The sequence below is a fragment of the Streptomyces cadmiisoli genome (genome assembly GCF_003261055.1).
Lineage (GTDB): Bacteria > Actinomycetota > Actinomycetes > Streptomycetales > Streptomycetaceae > Streptomyces > Streptomyces cadmiisoli.
Genome location: NZ_CP030073.1, coordinates 5555754 through 5572580, shown reverse-complemented (window position 1 = coordinate 5572580; position 16827 = coordinate 5555754). Strand labels below are relative to the sequence as shown.

At 70.8% G+C, this 16827-nt stretch carries 17 protein-coding genes; 7 read left to right on the top strand and 10 right to left on the bottom strand.

From position 1 onward, the window contains the following. Window positions 1–69: 69 nt before the first annotated feature. The 3 genes from DN051_RS24340 to DN051_RS24330 all read right to left on the bottom strand — a co-directional run bounded on the left by DN051_RS24340 (window position 70) and on the right by DN051_RS24330 (window position 2752). Window positions 70–273: a hypothetical protein gene (locus DN051_RS24340; RefSeq protein ID WP_053762991.1), complete on the bottom strand. Its 204-nt coding sequence runs from the start codon at window positions 271–273 to the stop codon at window positions 70–72. 159 nt (window positions 274–432) lie between these two features. After that, a complete protein-coding gene (locus DN051_RS24335) occupies window positions 433–1281 on the bottom strand; it encodes a hypothetical protein (protein ID WP_112442410.1) in 849 nt (282 codons plus the stop codon). A 370-nt stretch (window positions 1282–1651) separates the two neighbouring features. Beyond that, window positions 1652–2752, bottom strand: a complete 1101-nt coding sequence (locus DN051_RS24330) for an ROK family transcriptional regulator (protein WP_112439502.1) — start codon at window positions 2750–2752, stop codon at window positions 1652–1654. A 56-nt stretch (window positions 2753–2808) separates the two neighbouring features. On the opposite strand from DN051_RS24330, the gene DN051_RS24325 reads away from it, so the two are divergent. From DN051_RS24325 to DN051_RS24315, 3 genes are all read left to right on the top strand, one after another. After that, on the top strand, window positions 2809–3897 hold the full coding sequence (locus tag DN051_RS24325) for a Gfo/Idh/MocA family protein (RefSeq protein ID WP_199314665.1): 1089 nt from the start codon (window positions 2809–2811) through the stop codon (window positions 3895–3897). Beyond that, on the top strand, window positions 3894–4409 hold the full coding sequence (locus DN051_RS24320) for a heme-degrading domain-containing protein (protein ID WP_112439500.1): 516 nt from the start codon (window positions 3894–3896) through the stop codon (window positions 4407–4409). The genes DN051_RS24325 and DN051_RS24320 overlap by 4 nt, the downstream gene beginning before the upstream one ends. Window positions 4410–4501: 92 nt before the next feature. Then, complete coding sequence (locus tag DN051_RS24315) at window positions 4502–5374, top strand: LLM class F420-dependent oxidoreductase (protein ID WP_053762987.1); 873 nt, start codon at window positions 4502–4504, stop codon at window positions 5372–5374. A gap of 1671 nt (window positions 5375–7045) precedes the next feature. Here DN051_RS24315 and DN051_RS24305 read toward each other — a convergent pair. From DN051_RS24305 to DN051_RS24290, 4 genes are all read right to left on the bottom strand, one after another. Then, complete coding sequence (locus DN051_RS24305; protein WP_112442408.1) at window positions 7046–7903, bottom strand: fumarylacetoacetate hydrolase family protein; 858 nt, start codon at window positions 7901–7903, stop codon at window positions 7046–7048. Between the two features lie 182 nt (window positions 7904–8085). After that, the gene (locus DN051_RS24300) at window positions 8086–8796 is read right to left on the bottom strand and encodes a YidC/Oxa1 family membrane protein insertase (RefSeq protein ID WP_053762984.1); all 711 of its coding nucleotides are present in this window, start codon (window positions 8794–8796) and stop codon (window positions 8086–8088) included. 100 nt (window positions 8797–8896) lie between these two features. After that, complete coding sequence (locus tag DN051_RS24295; RefSeq protein ID WP_107094115.1) at window positions 8897–9205, bottom strand: DUF6412 domain-containing protein; 309 nt, start codon at window positions 9203–9205, stop codon at window positions 8897–8899. Between the two features lie 138 nt (window positions 9206–9343). Then, window positions 9344–9871 carry a winged helix-turn-helix transcriptional regulator gene (locus tag DN051_RS24290; RefSeq protein ID WP_112439498.1) on the bottom strand — a complete coding sequence of 176 codons (528 nt, stop codon included), beginning with the start codon at window positions 9869–9871 and terminating at the stop codon, window positions 9344–9346. A gap of 69 nt (window positions 9872–9940) precedes the next feature. On the opposite strand from DN051_RS24290, the gene DN051_RS24285 reads away from it, so the two are divergent. Further along, complete coding sequence (locus tag DN051_RS24285) at window positions 9941–11338, top strand: MFS transporter (RefSeq protein WP_053762981.1); 1398 nt, start codon at window positions 9941–9943, stop codon at window positions 11336–11338. 19 nt (window positions 11339–11357) lie between these two features. Here DN051_RS24285 and DN051_RS24280 read toward each other — a convergent pair whose 3' ends face one another. Beyond that, window positions 11358–12164, bottom strand: coding sequence for a class E sortase (locus DN051_RS24280; RefSeq protein ID WP_053762980.1), 807 nt, complete (start codon window positions 12162–12164; stop codon window positions 11358–11360). 167 nt (window positions 12165–12331) lie between these two features. Beyond that, window positions 12332–12745 (bottom strand): VOC family protein, encoded by a 414-nt coding sequence (locus DN051_RS24275; RefSeq protein WP_234389064.1) that lies wholly within the window; start codon window positions 12743–12745, stop codon window positions 12332–12334. 165 nt (window positions 12746–12910) lie between these two features. Between DN051_RS24275 and DN051_RS24270 the strand changes: the two genes are divergently transcribed. The 3 genes from DN051_RS24270 to DN051_RS24260 all read left to right on the top strand — a co-directional run bounded on the left by DN051_RS24270 (window position 12911) and on the right by DN051_RS24260 (window position 15710). Further along, complete coding sequence (locus DN051_RS24270; RefSeq protein WP_112439497.1) at window positions 12911–13927, top strand: SEC-C domain-containing protein; 1017 nt, start codon at window positions 12911–12913, stop codon at window positions 13925–13927. Window positions 13928–14270: 343 nt separating this feature from the next. Continuing rightward, complete coding sequence (locus DN051_RS24265) at window positions 14271–15215, top strand: NaeI family type II restriction endonuclease (protein WP_112439496.1); 945 nt, start codon at window positions 14271–14273, stop codon at window positions 15213–15215. A gap of 108 nt (window positions 15216–15323) precedes the next feature. Next, entirely contained in the window at window positions 15324–15710 is a 387-nt protein-coding gene (locus tag DN051_RS24260; RefSeq protein ID WP_246041124.1) for a very short patch repair endonuclease, read from the top strand. Here the strand turns inward: DN051_RS24260 and DN051_RS24255 are convergent. Beyond that, window positions 15707–16780 carry a DNA cytosine methyltransferase gene (locus tag DN051_RS24255; RefSeq protein WP_112439494.1) on the bottom strand — a complete coding sequence of 358 codons (1074 nt, stop codon included), beginning with the start codon at window positions 16778–16780 and terminating at the stop codon, window positions 15707–15709. The genes DN051_RS24260 and DN051_RS24255 overlap by 4 nt on opposite strands. Window positions 16781–16827 lie beyond the last annotated feature (47 nt).

The following is a 16827-nucleotide window of genomic DNA, read 5'->3' as shown; positions in this document are numbered from 1 at the left end:
CGTACCGACGCCCCCAGAGTAGTCAGGGCCGGCTGATCCTGACCCGGCCGATCACCGGAAGGTGCGCGGTCAGCCGCCCGTGGCCGCCTGCCGGCACCTCACGGCGGGGGCGAGCACCGTCTCGATGTGTTCGTCGACGTCGCCGAAGCCGATGCCCGGCCGGTGGAGCCGGGTGCAGAAGGAGGGGTCGCGGACGAAGTCGGTGTCCGGGGCGCGGCACCCGGTGCTCTCCGAGCCGACTCGTTCGCCGCGTCGGCAACAGCACACGCTCATGGGTGCCGGACGCGCTCGCGGCGGGTCGGACCGGTCTCGCGGGCGACCTCGTAGCGCTCGGACCGATCGCGTTCGGTGGGCAGTGCTCCGCCCTCGTCCAGCTCTTCGACGAGGCGGTCGAGCCGCGCCTCGACCGCCTCGCAGATGCGCGGCGCGGCCTCAGCGGCGCCTCCCGACGAACACGAGGGCGCCGCCGCAGGCGACGAGCAGGGCGGCGACGGCGGTGAGCGCGAGGTGCGGGCTGGTCCGGCCGGTACCGGCGAGTTCCTCGGCGAGCGACTGCCGGCCGTCCGGGGCGGGCGTGACCGCCGGGCTCGGGGTGGTGAGGTGCGGCGGGGCGGTGCTCGGGTGCGGGGTCGTACCGATGTCGGGCGCCGTGTCGGTGCCGGGGGACGTGGGGGTGCCGGGCGGCGCCTCGGTCTCGCGTGGCGCCGCCGTGCCGGGGTCGGGGTCCGGGGCGGCCTCGACCCGGAAGCGGTAGTCGTTCGACTGGCCGACCCAGTCGCCGTCGCTGTCGCGGCGCTGGACGACGGCGGCGTTCGCGGTGATCTCGTTCGGTACGGCGTCGGAGGTCAGCGCCAGCCGCACCCGCACGGTGAGGGTGCGCCCGGGGGCCACGGTGAACCCCGGGAAGCCGTCGTCGAAGACGCCGACCAGCTCGTCCTCGTCGGTGCGCTCGAACCGGACCGGGTGCGGGTGCGCACCCTCGTAGAACTCCAGCTTCGGCTGCGTCGGCGCCAGTGCCCGGCGCTCGTCGACCAGGACGACGACCGGATGGATGCCGGCGCAGGAGCGGGCGGTGGTGTTGGTGAGGTCGATGGACCAGGTGCCGTAGCCGCCGCCGGCGTCGTAGGTGCCGGGGGCGCTGTGGATGCGGGTGGTGATCGGGAATTCGCTGCCGGCGGAGGGCGCGCAGTCCGCGGCCGGTCCGGAGTACGCCGGACCGGCCGCCGACAGCAGGGCGGCTGAGGCCGCCAGGCAGAGGGACGCGGGCGTGCACGGTCGCATGAACACATGACATGCCGAGTACGGCTCACCGCCGTGCGCCAGCGCTCCGTACGGGCTAGGAACTCCGCTCGTTCAGCGGAATCAGCGACGAAGCGGCGTAGACCCGGACCGTCGCAGGGCAGACGTGCCCCACGCGAGGACGGCAGCTCGTACGGTCGGAGGACGCGCGCGGTCGGACGGGCGCGCACGGACAGTCACGCACCGTCGGACCGGTACGTGCGGCCGGACCGGTACATGCGGTCGGACCGGTACATGCGGTCGGACCGGTACATGCGGTCGGACCGGCGTCCAGCCGCTCCGGCACCGGGGTCGCCGCAGCCGGGCCGCGCGCTCGCCCGGCCGCGCCCGCACCGGCCCCCGCTCCCGCCCCCTACGCGTCCGCCCGTCCGAACAGCGGTCCCAGGAGCAGTTGCGCGGCGCCCTCGGCGACGCCGCGCACCCCGCCGGGTGCGAGCCGTACCGGCACCGGGTCCTCGCCCGTGCGCCGGGCCCGCTCGTCGAGCACGGCGGCCACCCCCCGCACGAACCGCTCCGGCTCGGCGGCGACGACCCGGCCGCCCAGCAGGATCAGGTCGATGTCGAGCAGCGCGACCAGATTGCCGGTCCCGGTGCCCAGCACCCGTGCCGCCTCGTCGATGTCGCCCCGCGCCACGGCGGCCAGGCACAGCGCCTCCAGACAGCCGCGGTTGCCGCAGCCGCACGGCGGCCCGTCCAGCTGGACGACCTGGTGCCCGAACTCGCCCGCACCCGTGCGGGCGCCCCGGTGGACGGCATCCGCGATCACCAGTCCGCCGCCGAGCCCCGCGGCGAAGTGCAGATACGCGAACGACCCGCCCTCACCGCCGACGGCGAGCCCCAGCGCGGCGGCGTTGGTGTCCTTGTCGACGACGACCGGCAGCCCGAGCCGCGCCGCCAGCTCGTCCCGCAGCGGGAACCCGTCCCACTCGGGGAACCCGGTGACCCGTTGCAGCACGCCGTGGGCGTGGTCGAGCGGGCCCGGCAGCGCGACGCCGACCCCGAGGACCGTCCGCGGCGGCCGCTGCGCCAGCAGACCGGTCACCTCGCCGACCACCTGGGCGAGCACGGCCTTCGCGCCCGCCCCCAGGTCGAGCGGGGCGGTGCGCTCCCTCACGACGGTGCCCGCCAGGTCCACCAGCACCGCCCGCAGCTCGTCGCGGTCCAGATGCACCCCCACCGCGTGCCCGGCCTCCGGCACCAGCCGCAGCACCGTACGCGGCTTGCCGCCGGTCGACACCCGCCGGCCGGCCTCCGTCGCCAGCCCGTCGGCCCGCAGCCGTGCGGTGATCTTGCTGACGGCCTGCGGGGTGAGGCCGGTCCGCTCGGCGAGCTCCAGCCGGCTGATGCCCACCGAACCGGCTCTGCGCAGCAGGTCGAGCACCAGTGCCGTGTTGTGGCTGCGCAACGCCAGTTGATTCGCTCCCGCCGCCGCTTCCCGGCTCCCGCTGTTCACCCTTCCATTCTCACTGCCGCTTGCACTTTGGCAACAGCGTTGCCAAAGTGGGAGGCATGACTGGTACGACTGGTATGCCCCCCGGTTCTCCCCTCCGTGTGGGCCTCATCGGCTACGGCCTCGCGGGCTCCGTGTTCCACGCCCCCCTGATCGCCGCCACCGAGGGCCTCGCCCTCGACACGGTGGTCACCTCGAACCCCGAGCGGCAGCAGCAGGCCCGCGCCGACCACCCGGACGTACGCCTCGCCGGGACGGCCGAGGAGCTGTTCGACCGCGCCGACGAGCTGGACCTGATCGTCATCGCCTCCCCGAACAGGACGCACGTCCCGCTCGCCGGCACGGCGCTGAAGGCGGGCCTCCCGGTCGTCGTCGACAAGCCGATCGCCGGCACGGCCGCCGAGGCGCGCGAGCTGGCGGCCCTGGCCGAGGAGCGCGGACTGCTCCTGTCCGTCTTCCAGAACCGCCGCTGGGACAACGACTTCCTGACCCTGCGCAAGCTGATCGCCGACGGCGAGCTGGGCGACGTGTGGCGCTTCGAGTCGCGCTTCGAGCGGTGGCGGCCGCAGCTCAAGGGCGGCTGGCGCGAGTCCGGCGACCCGGCGGAGGTCGGAGGCCTGCTGTACGACCTCGGCAGCCATGTCGTCGACCAGGCGCTGGTCCTCTTCGGCCCCGCGGCCTCGGTGTACGCCGAGTCGGACATCCGCCGCGCGGACGCCGAGACGGACGACGACACGTTCATCGCGATCACGCACACCAGCGGCGTCCGCTCCCACCTCTACGTGTCCGCGACCACCGCCCAACTCGGCCCCCGCTTCCGGGTCCTGGGCTCACGCGCCGGCTACGTGAAGTACGGCCTGGACCCCCAGGAAGCGGCCCTGAAGGACGGGCAGCTCCCCGGCTCCGGCTGGGGCGAGGAGCCCGAGTCGCTGTGGGGCCGGGTCGGCGCCGGCGAGTCCCCGGAGACCGGTGGCGGCCGTCCCGTGCCGTCCCTGCCGGGCGACTACCCCGCCTACTACGCGGCCGTGGCCGCCGCCCTGCGGGACGGCGCCACCAACCCGGTGTCCGCCCTGGAGGCGGCCGCCGCCCTCGACGTACTGGAAGCGGCCCGGCGTTCGGCCCGCGACGGAGTGACGGTGACCCTGTGACCCACACGCACGAGAACACGACGAGCCCGAAGGACGCCCCGGAGCCGGCGCCCGGCGTGGCGGAGCTGGAGGCGCAGGAGCGCCGGCTGGTCTTCCGCCGGTTCGGCCACGACGACGCCTGGGCACTCGGGTCGCTGCTGGTGGAGCTGGCCCGGGAGCGGCAGGCCCCGGTCGCCATCGACATCCGCCGGGCCGGCCAGCAGCTGTTCCACGCGGCCCTGCCCGGCTCCACCCCGGACAACGACGCCTGGATCGACCGCAAGCGCCGCGTCGTGGAGCGCTACGGCTCCGCCTCCTACCTCGTCGGCGCCCGCCTGCGCGCCAAGGGCACCACGTTCGAGGAGTCCTCGCGCCTGGACCCGGACCGGTACGCCGCGCACGGCGGCTCGTTCCCCGTCATCGTGGAGGGCGCCGGCGTCATCGGCACGATCACGGTGTCCGGTCTGCCGCAGCTCCAGGACCACCTGCTCGTGGTGGAGGCCCTGGAGCACTACCTGGCCGACCAGGGCTGACCGGATCCGGCACCGCAGCGGCGGGATTACCGGGCGGGTCCCTCCGGTTGGCAGTGGTGTAACAGCCGTCACAGCCGGAGGGACCGCCCCCGATGAACGAACGCGCAGACACGGTGAAGCAGCAGGTCGGCCGGTACGGCATCTGGAGCGGCGGCCTGCGCTCGGAGGACCCGGCCCGGCGGGGAGAACGCGCCGAGGCCGCCGCCGAACTGGAGGAACTCGGTTACGGCGCCCTGTGGCTGGGCGGCAACAGCACCGCCGGCAACGCGGCCCCGCTGATCGGGGCGACGTCGACGATCACGGTGGGGACCAGCATCCAGAGCATCTGGCAGCTGGAGGCCGCGGACAGCGCGGCGGCCTTCGCCGAGCTGGACTCCGCCCACCCCGGCCGCTTCCTGCTGGGCCTCGGCGTCAGCCACGCCAGGCTCACGGAGCAGTACCGGCGGCCTTACTCGGCACTGGTCGCCTATCTCGACGCCCTGGACACCGCGGGGGTGCCGGCGGGGCGCCGGGTGCTGGCGGCCCTCGGCCCGAAGACCCTGGAACTGGCCCGTGACCGGGCGGCCGGCGCGATCCCGTACCTCGTCACGGCGGAGCACACGGCGCAGGCCCGCGAGATCCTGGGCGACGCCCCGCTGCTCGCGCCCGAACTGAAGGTCGTCCTGGAGACGGACCCCACCCGCGCCCGCGCCACGGCACGCGCGTACCTGGCCATGTATCTCACGCTGCCGAACTACACGAACAACTTCCTGCGCCACGGCTTCACGGAGGCCGACATCGCGAACGGCGGCAGCGACCGCCTGATCGACGCGGTGTTCGCCTGGGGCGACGACTCCCGCGTCCAGGAACGCATCGCCTCCTTCCGCCAGGCGGGCGCGGACCATGTGGCGCTCCAGGTGGTGACGGACGCGCCGCAGGACACGCTGCCGCGGGAGGAATGGCGCAGGCTGGCGACCCTGCTGTAGTTCGCTCGCCGACCTGGTGCAGTTCGCCCGCCTCGTACCTCGGCCCGCCGACCGTGACGGTCGGCGGGCCGGGGCGGGAAAGGGGCGGACTACTCGGCCTGCTCCTCCATAGGGGCGACCAGCTCAAGATCGGGCACTTCTTCTGCGACCTCAGCGGGAGCCTCGGCCGGGGCCTCCTCCACCATCTGAGGGGGAGCCTGACCGGGGGCTTGCCCAGGAGCCTCACCGGGAGCCTGACCGGGGGCCTCACCAGGGGCTTGCCCAGGAGCCTCACCAGGGGCCTGACCGGGAGCCTCACCAGGGGCCTGACCGGGGGCCTCACCAGGGGCCTGCCCAGGGGCTTGCCCAGGAGCCTCACCGGGGGCTTGCCCAGGGGCTTGTCCAGGAGCCTGCCCGGGTGCCTGCCCAGGAGCCTCACCGGGGGCTTGCCCAGGGGCCTGCCCAGGGGCTTGTCCAGGAGCCTGACCGGGAGCCTGCCCAGGGGCTTGTCCAGGAGCCTGCCCGGGTGCCTGACCAGGAGCCTGACCGGGGGCTTGACCAGGAGTCTGACCCGCTTCCTGTCGGATGATCGCGCCGGAAATGATCCCGGTATTGATCACCTGATTCACATTGTTCGTCGTCTGATTGATGATCTGCGTTATCGCCGTCGGCGACAGACCGAGACGCTTACCCTCGGCTTGCACCGCCGCGAATGCCTGCGCCCTCGCCTGCGACGCGGTCGCGCCTTTGGCAATCGCCGCTCTCGCCGTGCTAGTTGCCACTGCCACGGCACTGGCCGTACTGGTCGCCGTCACGCCACCGGACGCCCCGGCGCACAGCACGGAGCCGACACGGAACGGCGCCGAGCCCGAAACGGTGAGCGGGCCGATACGGCCCTCGGAGGACGTGGTTATCCTCTCTCCGCCGGGCAAGACGTTGAACGTTCGATTTGAGTCGAAACGCTCGCCCGTAAGCGTGCTGCCCGTCACCCGACACGACTGGTTCGGTGCGGCCGCGGCCGATTCCACGCTGACCCCGATCGCTCCTCCGACCAGGGCCATCACCGCTGCGGCGCTCAATGCGCGCTTGCTGGTCACGGAATTCTCCTCTGCCTTGCATGCCTCAATTCGGCACTGGAGACGTACAAACCCGGACCCGCAACACGCTAACTCCGTCACTCTGTTGACGCATCTGGGGTCGCCGCACCACCGCGACTCCGTATCATGCCTTCGTTCACGCTTGAAGTTTAGTCCCCCAAATCATGGAAACCCTCAGAAAGTTGACCGGCTCGATTCGAATCCGAGGGCCGGAATCGCATAAGGGGGAATCACCTTGCGAATGGTCCGAGCCGAAATAACAATATGCTGCTGCCTGGCCGTCGGCGGGGCGGCCGGATTCGCCGGGCAGAGCGCATCGCGGACTGATTCCGGCACCACGGCGGCGCATTCTCGCATCGATTCCCGGGCCGCGCCGCCGCAGAACCTCAAGTGCTACGCGACAACGGACGACCCGAACCGGATCGTCTGTTACCGCGTTTCGCAGCGCCCCGTGCACAGGGACGGGCAGATCGCGTTCGTGCCCTTCCTCGTCCAGGTGCCCACTCCGGCGAATCCCCCGCCGGTACAGGTCGTCGACCGCCTCCCGGAGACCTGACCGGCAGGACCCGGCCGGCAAGACCCGGCCGCATCCGTCTCAGGCGTCCTTGAACTCCTGCCGCTGCCGCCCGAGCCCCTCGACCTCCAGCTCCACCACGTCCCCGGCCCGCAGATAGGGCTTCGGCTCCGGCTTCCCCAGCGCGACACCCGCCGGCGTACCCGTGTTGATCACGTCGCCCGGGTACAGCGTCATGAACTGGCTGACGTAGCGCACCACTTCGCCCACGGGAAAGATCTGCTCGGCGGTCGTCCCGTCCTGCTTGAGCTCGCCGTTGACCCACAGCCGCAGCGCGAGCCGCTGCGGGTCCGGCACCTCGTCCGCCGTCACGAGCCACGGACCCAGCGGGTTGAACGTCTCGCAGTTCTTGCCCTTGTCCCAGGTGCCGCCCCGCTCGATCTGGAACTCCCGCTCCGAGACGTCATGGGCCACCGCGTACCCGGCGACGTGCGCGAGCCCCTCCTCGGCCGACTCCAGATAGCGCGCCGTACGGCCGATGACGACCGCGAGCTCCACCTCCCAGTCGGTCTTGGTGGACCCGCGCGGCACCAGCACGGTGTCGTTCGGGCCGACCACGGTGTCCGCCGCCTTGAAGAAGATCACCGGCTCGGCGGGCGGCTCGGCCCCGGTCTCGCGCGCGTGGTCGTGGTAGTTGAGCCCGATGCACACGATCTTGCCGATCCGTCCCAGCGGGGGCCCGACGCGCTGCCCCTCCGCGTCCAGCGCGGGCAGCTCCCCGGCCTCGGCGGCAGCCCGGATCCGGTCGAGCGCGGGGGCGTCGGCGAGCAGTGCGCCGTCGATGTCCGGCACGAGAACCGAAAGATCCCGCAGCACGCCCTCGGTGTCGAGCAGCGCCGGCCGCTCCGCCCCGGCCGTCCCGACTCGCAGCAGCTTCATGATCACAATCTCCCTCGATCGTGGGCCGCCCTCCGAAGCACACGGCCCGGGTGCGGCGGGCCGCCGGCCCTCGGAGGACTGGTCGATCCTCCAAGGTCGTGGTGCAGTCCGCAATACCCCGTTCACGTACTGGACCGCGAGCGGGCCGCAGGTCCCCGGGCCTCAGGACGGACCGCCGGCGCTCACCGGTAGAGGACGGCCCGCTCGACCGCGCTCCACGTCGTGCTGGTCACCACGTACAGCGCGGCCGCCAGCGGCACCACCGCCACGGTCACCACGGTGAAGAACGAGATGAACGGCATGACCTTCACCACCGCCCCGATCCCGGGCACCTGCTCACCGCCGCCCGCCGGCAGTGCCTGGGCGGCGGTCATCCGCTTGCTGCGGCGGTAGTTGAACGTGGCCACGGCGATGACGACAGCGAACAGCCCGACGTACACCAGCCCCGCCGCACCGAACACCCCGCCGTCGTCCAGGGCGTCCACCCAGCGGTGCCCGAGGGGAGCGTCCAGCAGCCGGTGGCCGAGCAGCGAGTTCTCCTCGCCGCCGATCGTCCGGTTCGAGAACACGTGGTAGAGCACGAAGAACGCGGGCAGCTGGAGCAGGCCGGGCAGGCACCCGGCCAGCGGTGACACCTTCTCCTTCGTGTGCAGTTCCAGTACGGCCTGCTGAAGCCGCTCGGGGTTCCTGCCGTGCTTCTTCCGCAGTTCGGCGATCTTCGGCTGCAGCTCGGTACGCGCCTTCTGCCCCCGTGCCGCCGCCCTGGACAGCGGATGCACCAGCAGCCGTACGAGCGCGGTGAACAGGACGATGGCGGCGGCGGCCGCGGAGGCGTGGAAGACCGGTTCCAGCAGCTCGGCGAGCTGCTCGACCAGGTTGGCGAAAACGGACATGGGTGAGCCCTCCGTCGTGGGTCTCGTCGTGCGATCGATGGGGAGATCGGCATGACGACCCGCGCGGGGTCACGTCGTCGTCCGGTGAGAGAGCCGTGCCCTACGCGACGGTCGTCGGGAGGGCGTGCCCGGGCGCCCTGGGGCGGGTTCGCCCTCTGGCGTCGGGGTCGCGTTGCGGCAGGAAGGCCGTACGCCGGTCCCGGTCACGGATGGCCGTGCGCACACGGGTCGGCGGCACGGTGGGCGCGCAGCGCGCGGAGACGAGCGCGCACACGGCGAGCGCCGACCCGGCCGCGGCGGTCGCGGCGAGCGCCACGGTGGCGGAGAGGCTGCCGGTGTCCAGCAGCGCGAGCTGGAGGAGAAGCGGCAGCAGCGCGGCGACGGGACGCTGATTCGCCCAGCTGCGCATCACGGCTGCTCCTCCTCTCGTACGGCCACTCGGTTGTACGGGCCGTACGGCCCTTCGCTTGTACGGATGGTACGGGTCGACCGGGGCTTCGGAGCCGTACCGGACCTCCGTCCCCGCCGCCCGCAAGCCGTTGCGCCGCTACGCCGCGTCCATCTCGATCGGCTCCAGCATCCGCTTCGGCTTCAGCAGCGCGCGGCTGACCGGGTCGGCCGGGTTCCGGTCGGCGCCGGGGCCCGGCACCATGAGGACGTCTCCGAGGGCCACGAAGGTTCCGCAGGCGGGGCACTCGCCGTACCGACCGATCTCGGTGCCGCAGTCCGCGTGCCGGAAGATCCGCAGCGCGGGCTCGCCGTAGTGCTCGCGGCCCCACAGCCCGAGCGACCGCAGGGTGGGCCACAGGGCGACGCCGCGGTCCGTGACGACGTACTCGTCGCGCGGCGGCGACTGCTGGTACCGGCGCTTCTCCAGGATCCCCTCCGCGGTGAGCGTCTGGAGGCGGGCCGCGAGGACGGCACGCGGGATGCCGAGGTGGACGAGGAAGTCGTTGTAGCGCCGTACGCCGTACAGCGCGTCGCGGATGACGAGCAGCGTCCACCGCTCCCCGACGATCTCCAGCGCGCGGGCGATCGAGCATTCCTGCGTCGCGTAGTCCTTGCCCAGTGCCATGACGCCCACCTTAGCCAGTTTGCGAGGTCTTGGTTCAATGAATGAACTCAGGATGCTACGGTACGACACATGCCTAGGTTCAATGAACGAACTCTCACCGCGACCGGCCCCCGCACCGCGGCGCCCGCGACGGAGCGCACCCACCCCCGCGCCACCCTCGCCCTGACCAGCGCCGCCACCGCCGTCGCCCTGATGACCTACACCGCGCCGCTGGTGACGCTCCCCGAAGTGGCCGCCTCGCTGCACACCCCGCTCTCCGCCCAGGCCTGGCTCCTGAACGGCACCCCGCTGGGCCTCGCCGCCCTCCTCCTGGTGGCCGGCAGCCTCGCCGACGACTACGGCCGCCGCCGGATCTTCGTCGCCGGCACGCTCGCCCTCGGCATCACCACCGCGCTCGGCGCCCTCGCCACCTCGACCTGGCCGTTCACCCTGGCCCGGGTCGCCCAGGGCGCGGCCAGCGCGGCCCTCCTCGCCAGCAGCCTGGGCCTCATCGTCCACGCGTTCCCGACAGCGCGCGGCCGTCTGCACGCGACCGGTGTGTGGGGCGCGTTCGTGAGCGGCGGCATCGCGATCGGCCCGGTCGTCGCGGGCGCCCTGCCGGGCTGGCGCACGGCGTTCGCGGTGCTGGGCGGCGCCGCCCTGGTCGTGGCCGCCCTGTCCGCGCGGATGCTGACCGAGAGCCGCGCCCCGCGCGGCGGCCGACCGGACCTCGGCGGCGCCCTCACCTTCGGCCTGGCCCTGATCGCCCTGGTGGCGGCACTGACGCTGGGCCGGGACGGCTGGCTGCGGGCACCTGTGGGACTGCTGCTGCTGGCGGCCGTGGCCCTGCTCGGCCTCTTCGTCGCGGTCGAGCGGCGGGTACGGACCCCGATGATCGACCTCGCTCTGCTGCGCCGCCCGCGCTTCCTGGCCTCCTCCTCCGGCGGGCTGTTCACCGGCCTCGCGGTCATCGGCCTGTTCAGCTTCCTGCCGGCACTGCTCCAGCGGTCCCTCGGACTCTCCCCGATGGCCACGGCGCTGCTGTTCCTGCTGTGGTCCGGGCTGTCGTTCGCCGTGGCGCTCCAGGCCCGCCGACTGGCCGGGCGGGTACCGCCGCGCGCCCAGCTCGCGATCGGCTTCGTCCTGCACGCGGCCGGAACGCTGACGCTGCTGGGCGCCGTCGGCTCCGGATCCTGGGTACGGCTGCTGCCGGGCTTCGTGATCGCCGGCGTCGGCAGCGGTCTGCTCAACGCGGCGCTGCCGCTGCTCGCGGTGGAGTCGGTGCCCGCCGCCCGGGCCGCGATGGGCTCCGGCGCGCAGCAGACGTTCCGCTACATCGGCTCCTGCGCGGGCGTGGCCCTGACCATCGCCCTCGTGACCTCGTCGAACGGCGGCCTCGCACACGGCGCGAACATCGCGATCCTGGTGTCGGCCGGGCTGGCGCTGCTGGCGGCGGTGAGCGTGCTGGTGCTGCGGGAGCGCGCGTGACGCGGTGCGGACCGAGCCTCTAGCGCGGCCGCATGGAGAGGAGCTTGCCCCACACCACCAGGCGGTAGCGGGAGGTGTACTCGGGGGTGCAGGTGGTGAGGGTGATGAAGTATCCGGGGTCGGTGTAGCCGTGACCGGGCCTGACGCCCGACCGGGGAACCCGCCCGATGACGCCCGAGTCGCGGGCGGAGGTCTGCGGCAGGGTGGAGTCCACGGCGTAGGTGTACACCGCGCTTCTCGTCTCGACCTCGATGACGTCCCTGGGCCGCAGCCGGTTGATGTACCGGAAGGGTTCGCCGTGGGCGTTGCGGTGCCCGGCCAGCGCAAAGTTCCCGGCCTGGCCGGGCTGCTGTGTGCCGGGATAGTGGCCGACGTACCCCTTGTTCAGGACGTCGGGCTTGCTGACGCCCTCGGCGACGGGGACGCGGAGGTCGAGGCGCGGGACGGTGAGGATGGCGTAGGCCCGGGACCAGCGCGGGCGTCCGTCGCCACCGGCCGACGAGCGGCCACCGCCGGCGGACCGGCCCTCGGCGGAGGAGGCTGGAGAGGGCGTGGAAGGGGTGGACGTGGCCGGGGAAACGGGCGACGCGGCGGGTGGCTGGTCCGTACCCGCGTGGCCGCCCCCGCCGTCCCACTGCCGCTCCAGTGCCTGGACCTCCCGCTCGGCGCCCTGTCTGGCCTGCCGGTTGGTCCACCACAGCTGGTGCGCGACGAGCAGCAGGAGCACGACGCCGACGCTGAGCAGGACCTCACCACCGGTCCACAGCACGCGCCGCCGCAGAGCGCGCCTGCGCCGTGTGCCGTGGTGCACGACGTGAAGCCGCATACGGACGCCTCCTCGGCCGGTGCCGCCCGCACGATAAGCGCCGGACCCTCAACTCACCAGCCCCGGGGCGTACGCGTGACTGCCCCGGAGAGCCCGCTCACCACCCCGGTACGGCGTAGGGGACCCGCTCCCGACTTCGGCGCGGCCGGAACCGACCGGTCCGCGCCTCAGACGACGGGCTGCCCGACGCCGAGCAGGTTCCCCTCGCTGTCCCGGAACCAGGCGCCGCGCTCACCGCGTGCGCCCTTGCTCGGGTAGTTGCCCTCGATCTCGGCGATACCGTGCCGCGTCCGCATCCCGGGCAGGTCGACGTCCTCGAAGACCACGCCCCGCCGCTCCAGCACCGACACGACGGTCTCGATGTCGTCGACCTGCCAGGCCATCTGCGTGAACGTCCCGGGGGAGGCCCCGGCGGACCGGAACAGGACGAACTCGACTCCCCCGCACCGGTACAGCAGCCCGCCCGGCCGCTCGTCGACGGGCTCCAGCCCGAGCATCTCCGAGTAGAAGCGCCGGGCCCGCGCCAGATCACCGGCCGGCAGCCGGGTCGCGACGCGGGCCCGCCCGAGAAGATCACCCATGTCCTCGCGCATCTCTTCACCCGTCTCTTCGCCGTCTCCCGGCCCGTCTCCCGGCCCGTCTCCCGGCCCGTCTCCTCACTGTGCCGCAGCCCGGCGGCACCCACCTCCCGGGCGGCCCGGACACTTGTCGCCCCTTTGTCACCTCTCGGCAGTACGGTGTCCCCCATGCGCCCCGACACGCCTGCCGAGAACGTCGACCACCACGCCGAAGCGGCCCGCCTGGAGCGAACCGCCGCCCTGTACCCGGAGGATGCCGAGGCCCTCCTGCTGCGAGCCGCGGCCCATTTGGAACTGGCCGACGACCGCCCCGCCGCGTCCGCGCTCTACGACCACCTGCTGTCCTCCGCGGACGGCCTGGAGAACCCGCAGCTGATCCGAGCCCTGAAGGCCTCGAACCTGTGGGAGTACGGCCACGAGGCGGAGGCACGGGCGATCATCGAGGGAGTCCGGATGTCGGCTCCGCGGGACCCCGCCCCCTGGGTGATCATCGCCGAAGCCCTGGAGTCCCACGACGAGTTGGAAGCGGCGCAGGAGACGTTCACGGAGGGCGCGCGGCTGCTCCTGACGGACGGCGCGGAGCCCCCGCGCGCCACGCACCCGCTCCTCTTCGGCCGCCACCGGGTACGGCGCATGCTGGGCGTCGCCCACGACGAGTGGGACACCCTGGCCGACACGCTGCACTCGATGCCGGTGTCCCTGGACGAGCTCCACGACCCGAAGCGGGTCTGGTCCCTGGGCTCCGACAACCCGGCGGAACTGGAGGCCGAGATCTCCCGCCTGCGCGCGGAACTGGGCGCGTACCGCGAGGCGTTGTCCCGCCCCTTCCCGGTGGCGGTGCTGCACTGGCCGGCGGGCGAACTGACGGAACTGCTGTCCGCGTACCCGTCCCTGGACGCGGAGTACCCGACCCACGAGGAACACCTCGCGACGATAGAGGCGTCCTTGCGGGAACTGTCGGCGTCCGGCACGCCGAACCTGGGCATCGTGACGGGCACGGTCCCTTCGTACGAGGCGTTCGCCGCCTCGGAGGGCTCCTCCCCGAACGACGCGACACTGCTCCCCCAGTACGCGACGACGCTGGCAGCCCGCGGCAGGGCCACAGCTTGGCCCCCGCAGACGGGGGCGGGGTGTTGGTGCGGGTCGGGGGCGGTCTATGGGGAGTGTCACGGGTCGGCGGACTGACGTCGCCAGGACACCCCTGCTCTCTGACTCGGCCCATCGGACGCTTGGCGCTGAACTCACCCGACGTACACCGGGACGGGCCTGTCTCACCACAGGCTCGGCATTCGCCGCTGGCGCCCAACACCCTCCGTACCCGCCCTCCCGGACCCTCCTCTTCTCCATGTTGGACGAGTCCGGGTCAAGGGCGGCCGCAGGGCCCATGGGCCAGAAGAACGAGATCCTTCAACGCCTCTGCTCACACCGTCTGCCGCGATTCGAAACTGCCCCTGCCACCCGGAGCCTTCTCGTGACGCTGTTCGAACATTTCGCCCCCACACCAAGTGGACATGATGACCCTGAATTGATGCTCGTGCGCGAGCACTTGCTGAGTCTCGACCCAAAGGGCGAGCGCTTCGCTCGCATTTTGCGGCAGACCATCGACCAGCTCCTCGACGGTGAGCACACAGGGCGGTACGACTGGCATGAATTGCACAAGACAGAAAAGACACACGCAGGCACGCTGGTAGAAATTAATCTTCTGCGCGAATTCGGATTCGCTAGTGGCACTGACATGGATTACCTGATCCAGGGCATTGAGGTCGACTGTAAGTTCTCACAGAAGCTGTACGGGTGGATGATCCCACCGGAGGCTTTGGATGAAATTTGCCTCGTGGTCTGGGCCGACGATCACCAGAGCCTGTGGAGCGCCGGCCTGTTGCGTGCCAACCGTGAGAAACTCACCACAAGCGGAAATGTCACAAAGAAGGGAAACCGTGACGGAAAGTTCCAACTGACTAAGGCGCATCATTCGCTTGTCAGCTGGCTCTGGCACAAGGAGGCCCTAGAGGAAAATCTTCTTCTACATATCAGCCCGGAAATCCGAGCAGCGATCTTCGTAGCCGGTTCCAACTCGAAACGAAGTCCCGGGCAGGCGAGAGTCAACGAACTGTTCCGCCGCGCACAAAAGCGCCGCATAAGCCGTACTGTAGTGCGAACTGTCGCGCAGCAGAAGGACTATATGAAACGCGTACGTTACAACGGCGGTGCCCGTGAAAAACTGCGCGCCGAAGGGATCTTGATTTGTGGCGACTACCCTAATCACCAGGCTGTCGCTGCCCAGCTCGGGCTCCCTGTTCCTCAGGAGGGCGAGAACGTTAGCATTCGAGTTGTCGAGGCCAAAGCGCACCACGATGGTCAGCCCGGTGTCGTACTGGAAGGCAGACGGTGGGTTGAGGCTGGTCCCGATGATCCGGAAGAGCGGGCTCCCTTGCTGCCAGAGACGAAGAAATATGCCGAGGTAGCGGACTGAGACGTCCGGACGGAGATAGGAATGCAGAAAGAGACTGACAGTACCGCCGGAAACGCGTGGATCGCCCCCGAAGGATCCTGGGCGTCTTCTGCAGCACGACGCCGCAACATGCAGGCTATACGCAGCCGCGACACCAAGCCGGAGCGGCAGATCCGCAGCTTGCTGCACGCTCAGGGCTTGCGCTACCGCGTCGCCGCGAAACCACTGCCAGATCTTCGCCGAACCGCCGACATCGTCTTCCGCTCTACAAAACTAGCCGTGTTCATCGACGGCTGCTACTGGCACGGCTGCCCCGAGCACTACGTCCCACCACGTACGAACCCGGGCTACTGGTCCGACAAAGTCGCTCGCAATATGGCCCGAGACCGAGACACCAATGAACAGCTCCGAGCGGCAGGCTGGACCGTGCTCCGCTTCTGGGAGCACGACCCAGCCAACGCCTGCGCCGTCAAGATTGCAGCGACCGTGAGCCGTCTTAGAAAGGCGCAGGGTTAAGGGAGCGCTGCCCCTGTGGACTGTTCTGTCTCAGCAGCAGCCTCGAGAGCGGCATAGATCTGTTCCCCGACCGCCTGGGCAACCGGGGGCGGAAACGCATTCCCAACTTGGCGATATGCAGCCGTCTTGCGTCCGTGGAACTTCCAGTCCTCGGGGAACCCCTGTACGAGGGCAGCTTGCGTCACAGTGAGTTTGGGACCGGCGGAAGCAAAAAGGTCACGCTCCGCGTCCTTCATTTCGTGCGGCTCGTTCGCCACCCCGAGCCCGCATACCCCAAGATCTGCCCACGCACGCTTCGCCCTGGTGGGACCGAGGTCGGCGCCACCATGCTTCTTGGAACCGCCGACGACCGTGGGTGCCACGCCCTCCAGGGCCTTCTCATACCATCGCTTGAAAGCCAGCTCGGCCCTGTGATCACCTGCAACGGCGTCATAACGTGCGCGCATGGAGTCGTGAAGCGCCTGCCCCACGCTCACAAGCTCGCGTTCCTCTGGCTTGGCGTGCTGGAAGTGCTTGGCGTACCGCGGCTTCATCGCCACCAGGATGGCCCTGGGCCTCAGTTGCGGAACCCCGTAGTTCTTGGCTTCAAGAAGATCCCAATAGCACACCTCGTACTCCATGGCTTCGAGCCTTTTCACAATGCTCTGCCTGTACTCGGCAAACTTCGGGTCGAGCAGACCACGCACGTTCTCGATCATGACGGCCTTGGGTTCCAGGTCATCCACGAGGCTGAGCATGGTTGGGAAAAGATCGCGCTCGTCGTCAGCTCCTAGCTGTTTTCCGGCTGCCGAAAACGGAGGGCAGGGCACGCCACCCGCCAGAAGATCAAGATCTCCTGGCTTCAGCCCCAACTCCTCCGCCTCGAAGTCCTTCAGATCAGCTTCGATGACTTTGCAGCCATCCCACTCGCTGTTCCGTGCGATGTTCGTCCTGAGGGTCTGGCATGCGTCCTTGTCGATCTCGATCAGCGCCGTGTGCTTGAAGCCGGCGTTATGCAGGCCCACGGCCTGTCCGCCGGCTCCGGCGCAGATCTCCACAGAGGTGTATTTGAGCCTGTTCGTGCGGGTCATGCCCCTCCTTACAGCCGTGCAGCGGCAGACACATCATGCGTTCCACC

What these genes read in the sequence shown, in the direction of transcription:
- DN051_RS24340 (WP_053762991.1), bottom strand. Translation starts at nt 273, where the DNA reads ATGAGCGTGTGCTGTTGCCGACGCGGCGAACGAGTCGGCTCGGAGAGC.
- DN051_RS24335 (WP_112442410.1), bottom strand. Translation starts at nt 1,281, where the DNA reads ATGCGACCGTGCACGCCCGCGTCCCTCTGCCTGGCGGCCTCAGCCGCC.
- DN051_RS24325 (WP_199314665.1), top strand. Translation starts at nt 2,809, where the DNA reads ATGACTGGTACGACTGGTATGCCCCCCGGTTCTCCCCTCCGTGTGGGC.
- DN051_RS24315 (WP_053762987.1), top strand. Translation starts at nt 4,502, where the DNA reads ATGAACGAACGCGCAGACACGGTGAAGCAGCAGGTCGGCCGGTACGGC.
- DN051_RS24305 (WP_112442408.1), bottom strand. Translation starts at nt 7,903, where the DNA reads ATGAAGCTGCTGCGAGTCGGGACGGCCGGGGCGGAGCGGCCGGCGCTG.
- DN051_RS24300 (WP_053762984.1), bottom strand. Translation starts at nt 8,796, where the DNA reads ATGTCCGTTTTCGCCAACCTGGTCGAGCAGCTCGCCGAGCTGCTGGAA.
- DN051_RS24295 (WP_107094115.1), bottom strand. Translation starts at nt 9,205, where the DNA reads ATGCGCAGCTGGGCGAATCAGCGTCCCGTCGCCGCGCTGCTGCCGCTT.
- DN051_RS24290 (WP_112439498.1), bottom strand. Translation starts at nt 9,871, where the DNA reads ATGGCACTGGGCAAGGACTACGCGACGCAGGAATGCTCGATCGCCCGC.
- DN051_RS24285 (WP_053762981.1), top strand. Translation starts at nt 9,941, where the DNA reads ATGCCTAGGTTCAATGAACGAACTCTCACCGCGACCGGCCCCCGCACC.
- DN051_RS24280 (WP_053762980.1), bottom strand. Translation starts at nt 12,164, where the DNA reads ATGCGGCTTCACGTCGTGCACCACGGCACACGGCGCAGGCGCGCTCTG.
- DN051_RS24275 (WP_234389064.1), bottom strand. Translation starts at nt 12,745, where the DNA reads ATGGGTGATCTTCTCGGGCGGGCCCGCGTCGCGACCCGGCTGCCGGCC.
- DN051_RS24270 (WP_112439497.1), top strand. Translation starts at nt 12,911, where the DNA reads ATGCGCCCCGACACGCCTGCCGAGAACGTCGACCACCACGCCGAAGCG.
- DN051_RS24265 (WP_112439496.1), top strand. Translation starts at nt 14,271, where the DNA reads ATGCTCGTGCGCGAGCACTTGCTGAGTCTCGACCCAAAGGGCGAGCGC.
- DN051_RS24260 (WP_246041124.1), top strand. Translation starts at nt 15,324, where the DNA reads ATGCAGGCTATACGCAGCCGCGACACCAAGCCGGAGCGGCAGATCCGC.
- DN051_RS24255 (WP_112439494.1), bottom strand. Translation starts at nt 16,780, where the DNA reads ATGACCCGCACGAACAGGCTCAAATACACCTCTGTGGAGATCTGCGCC.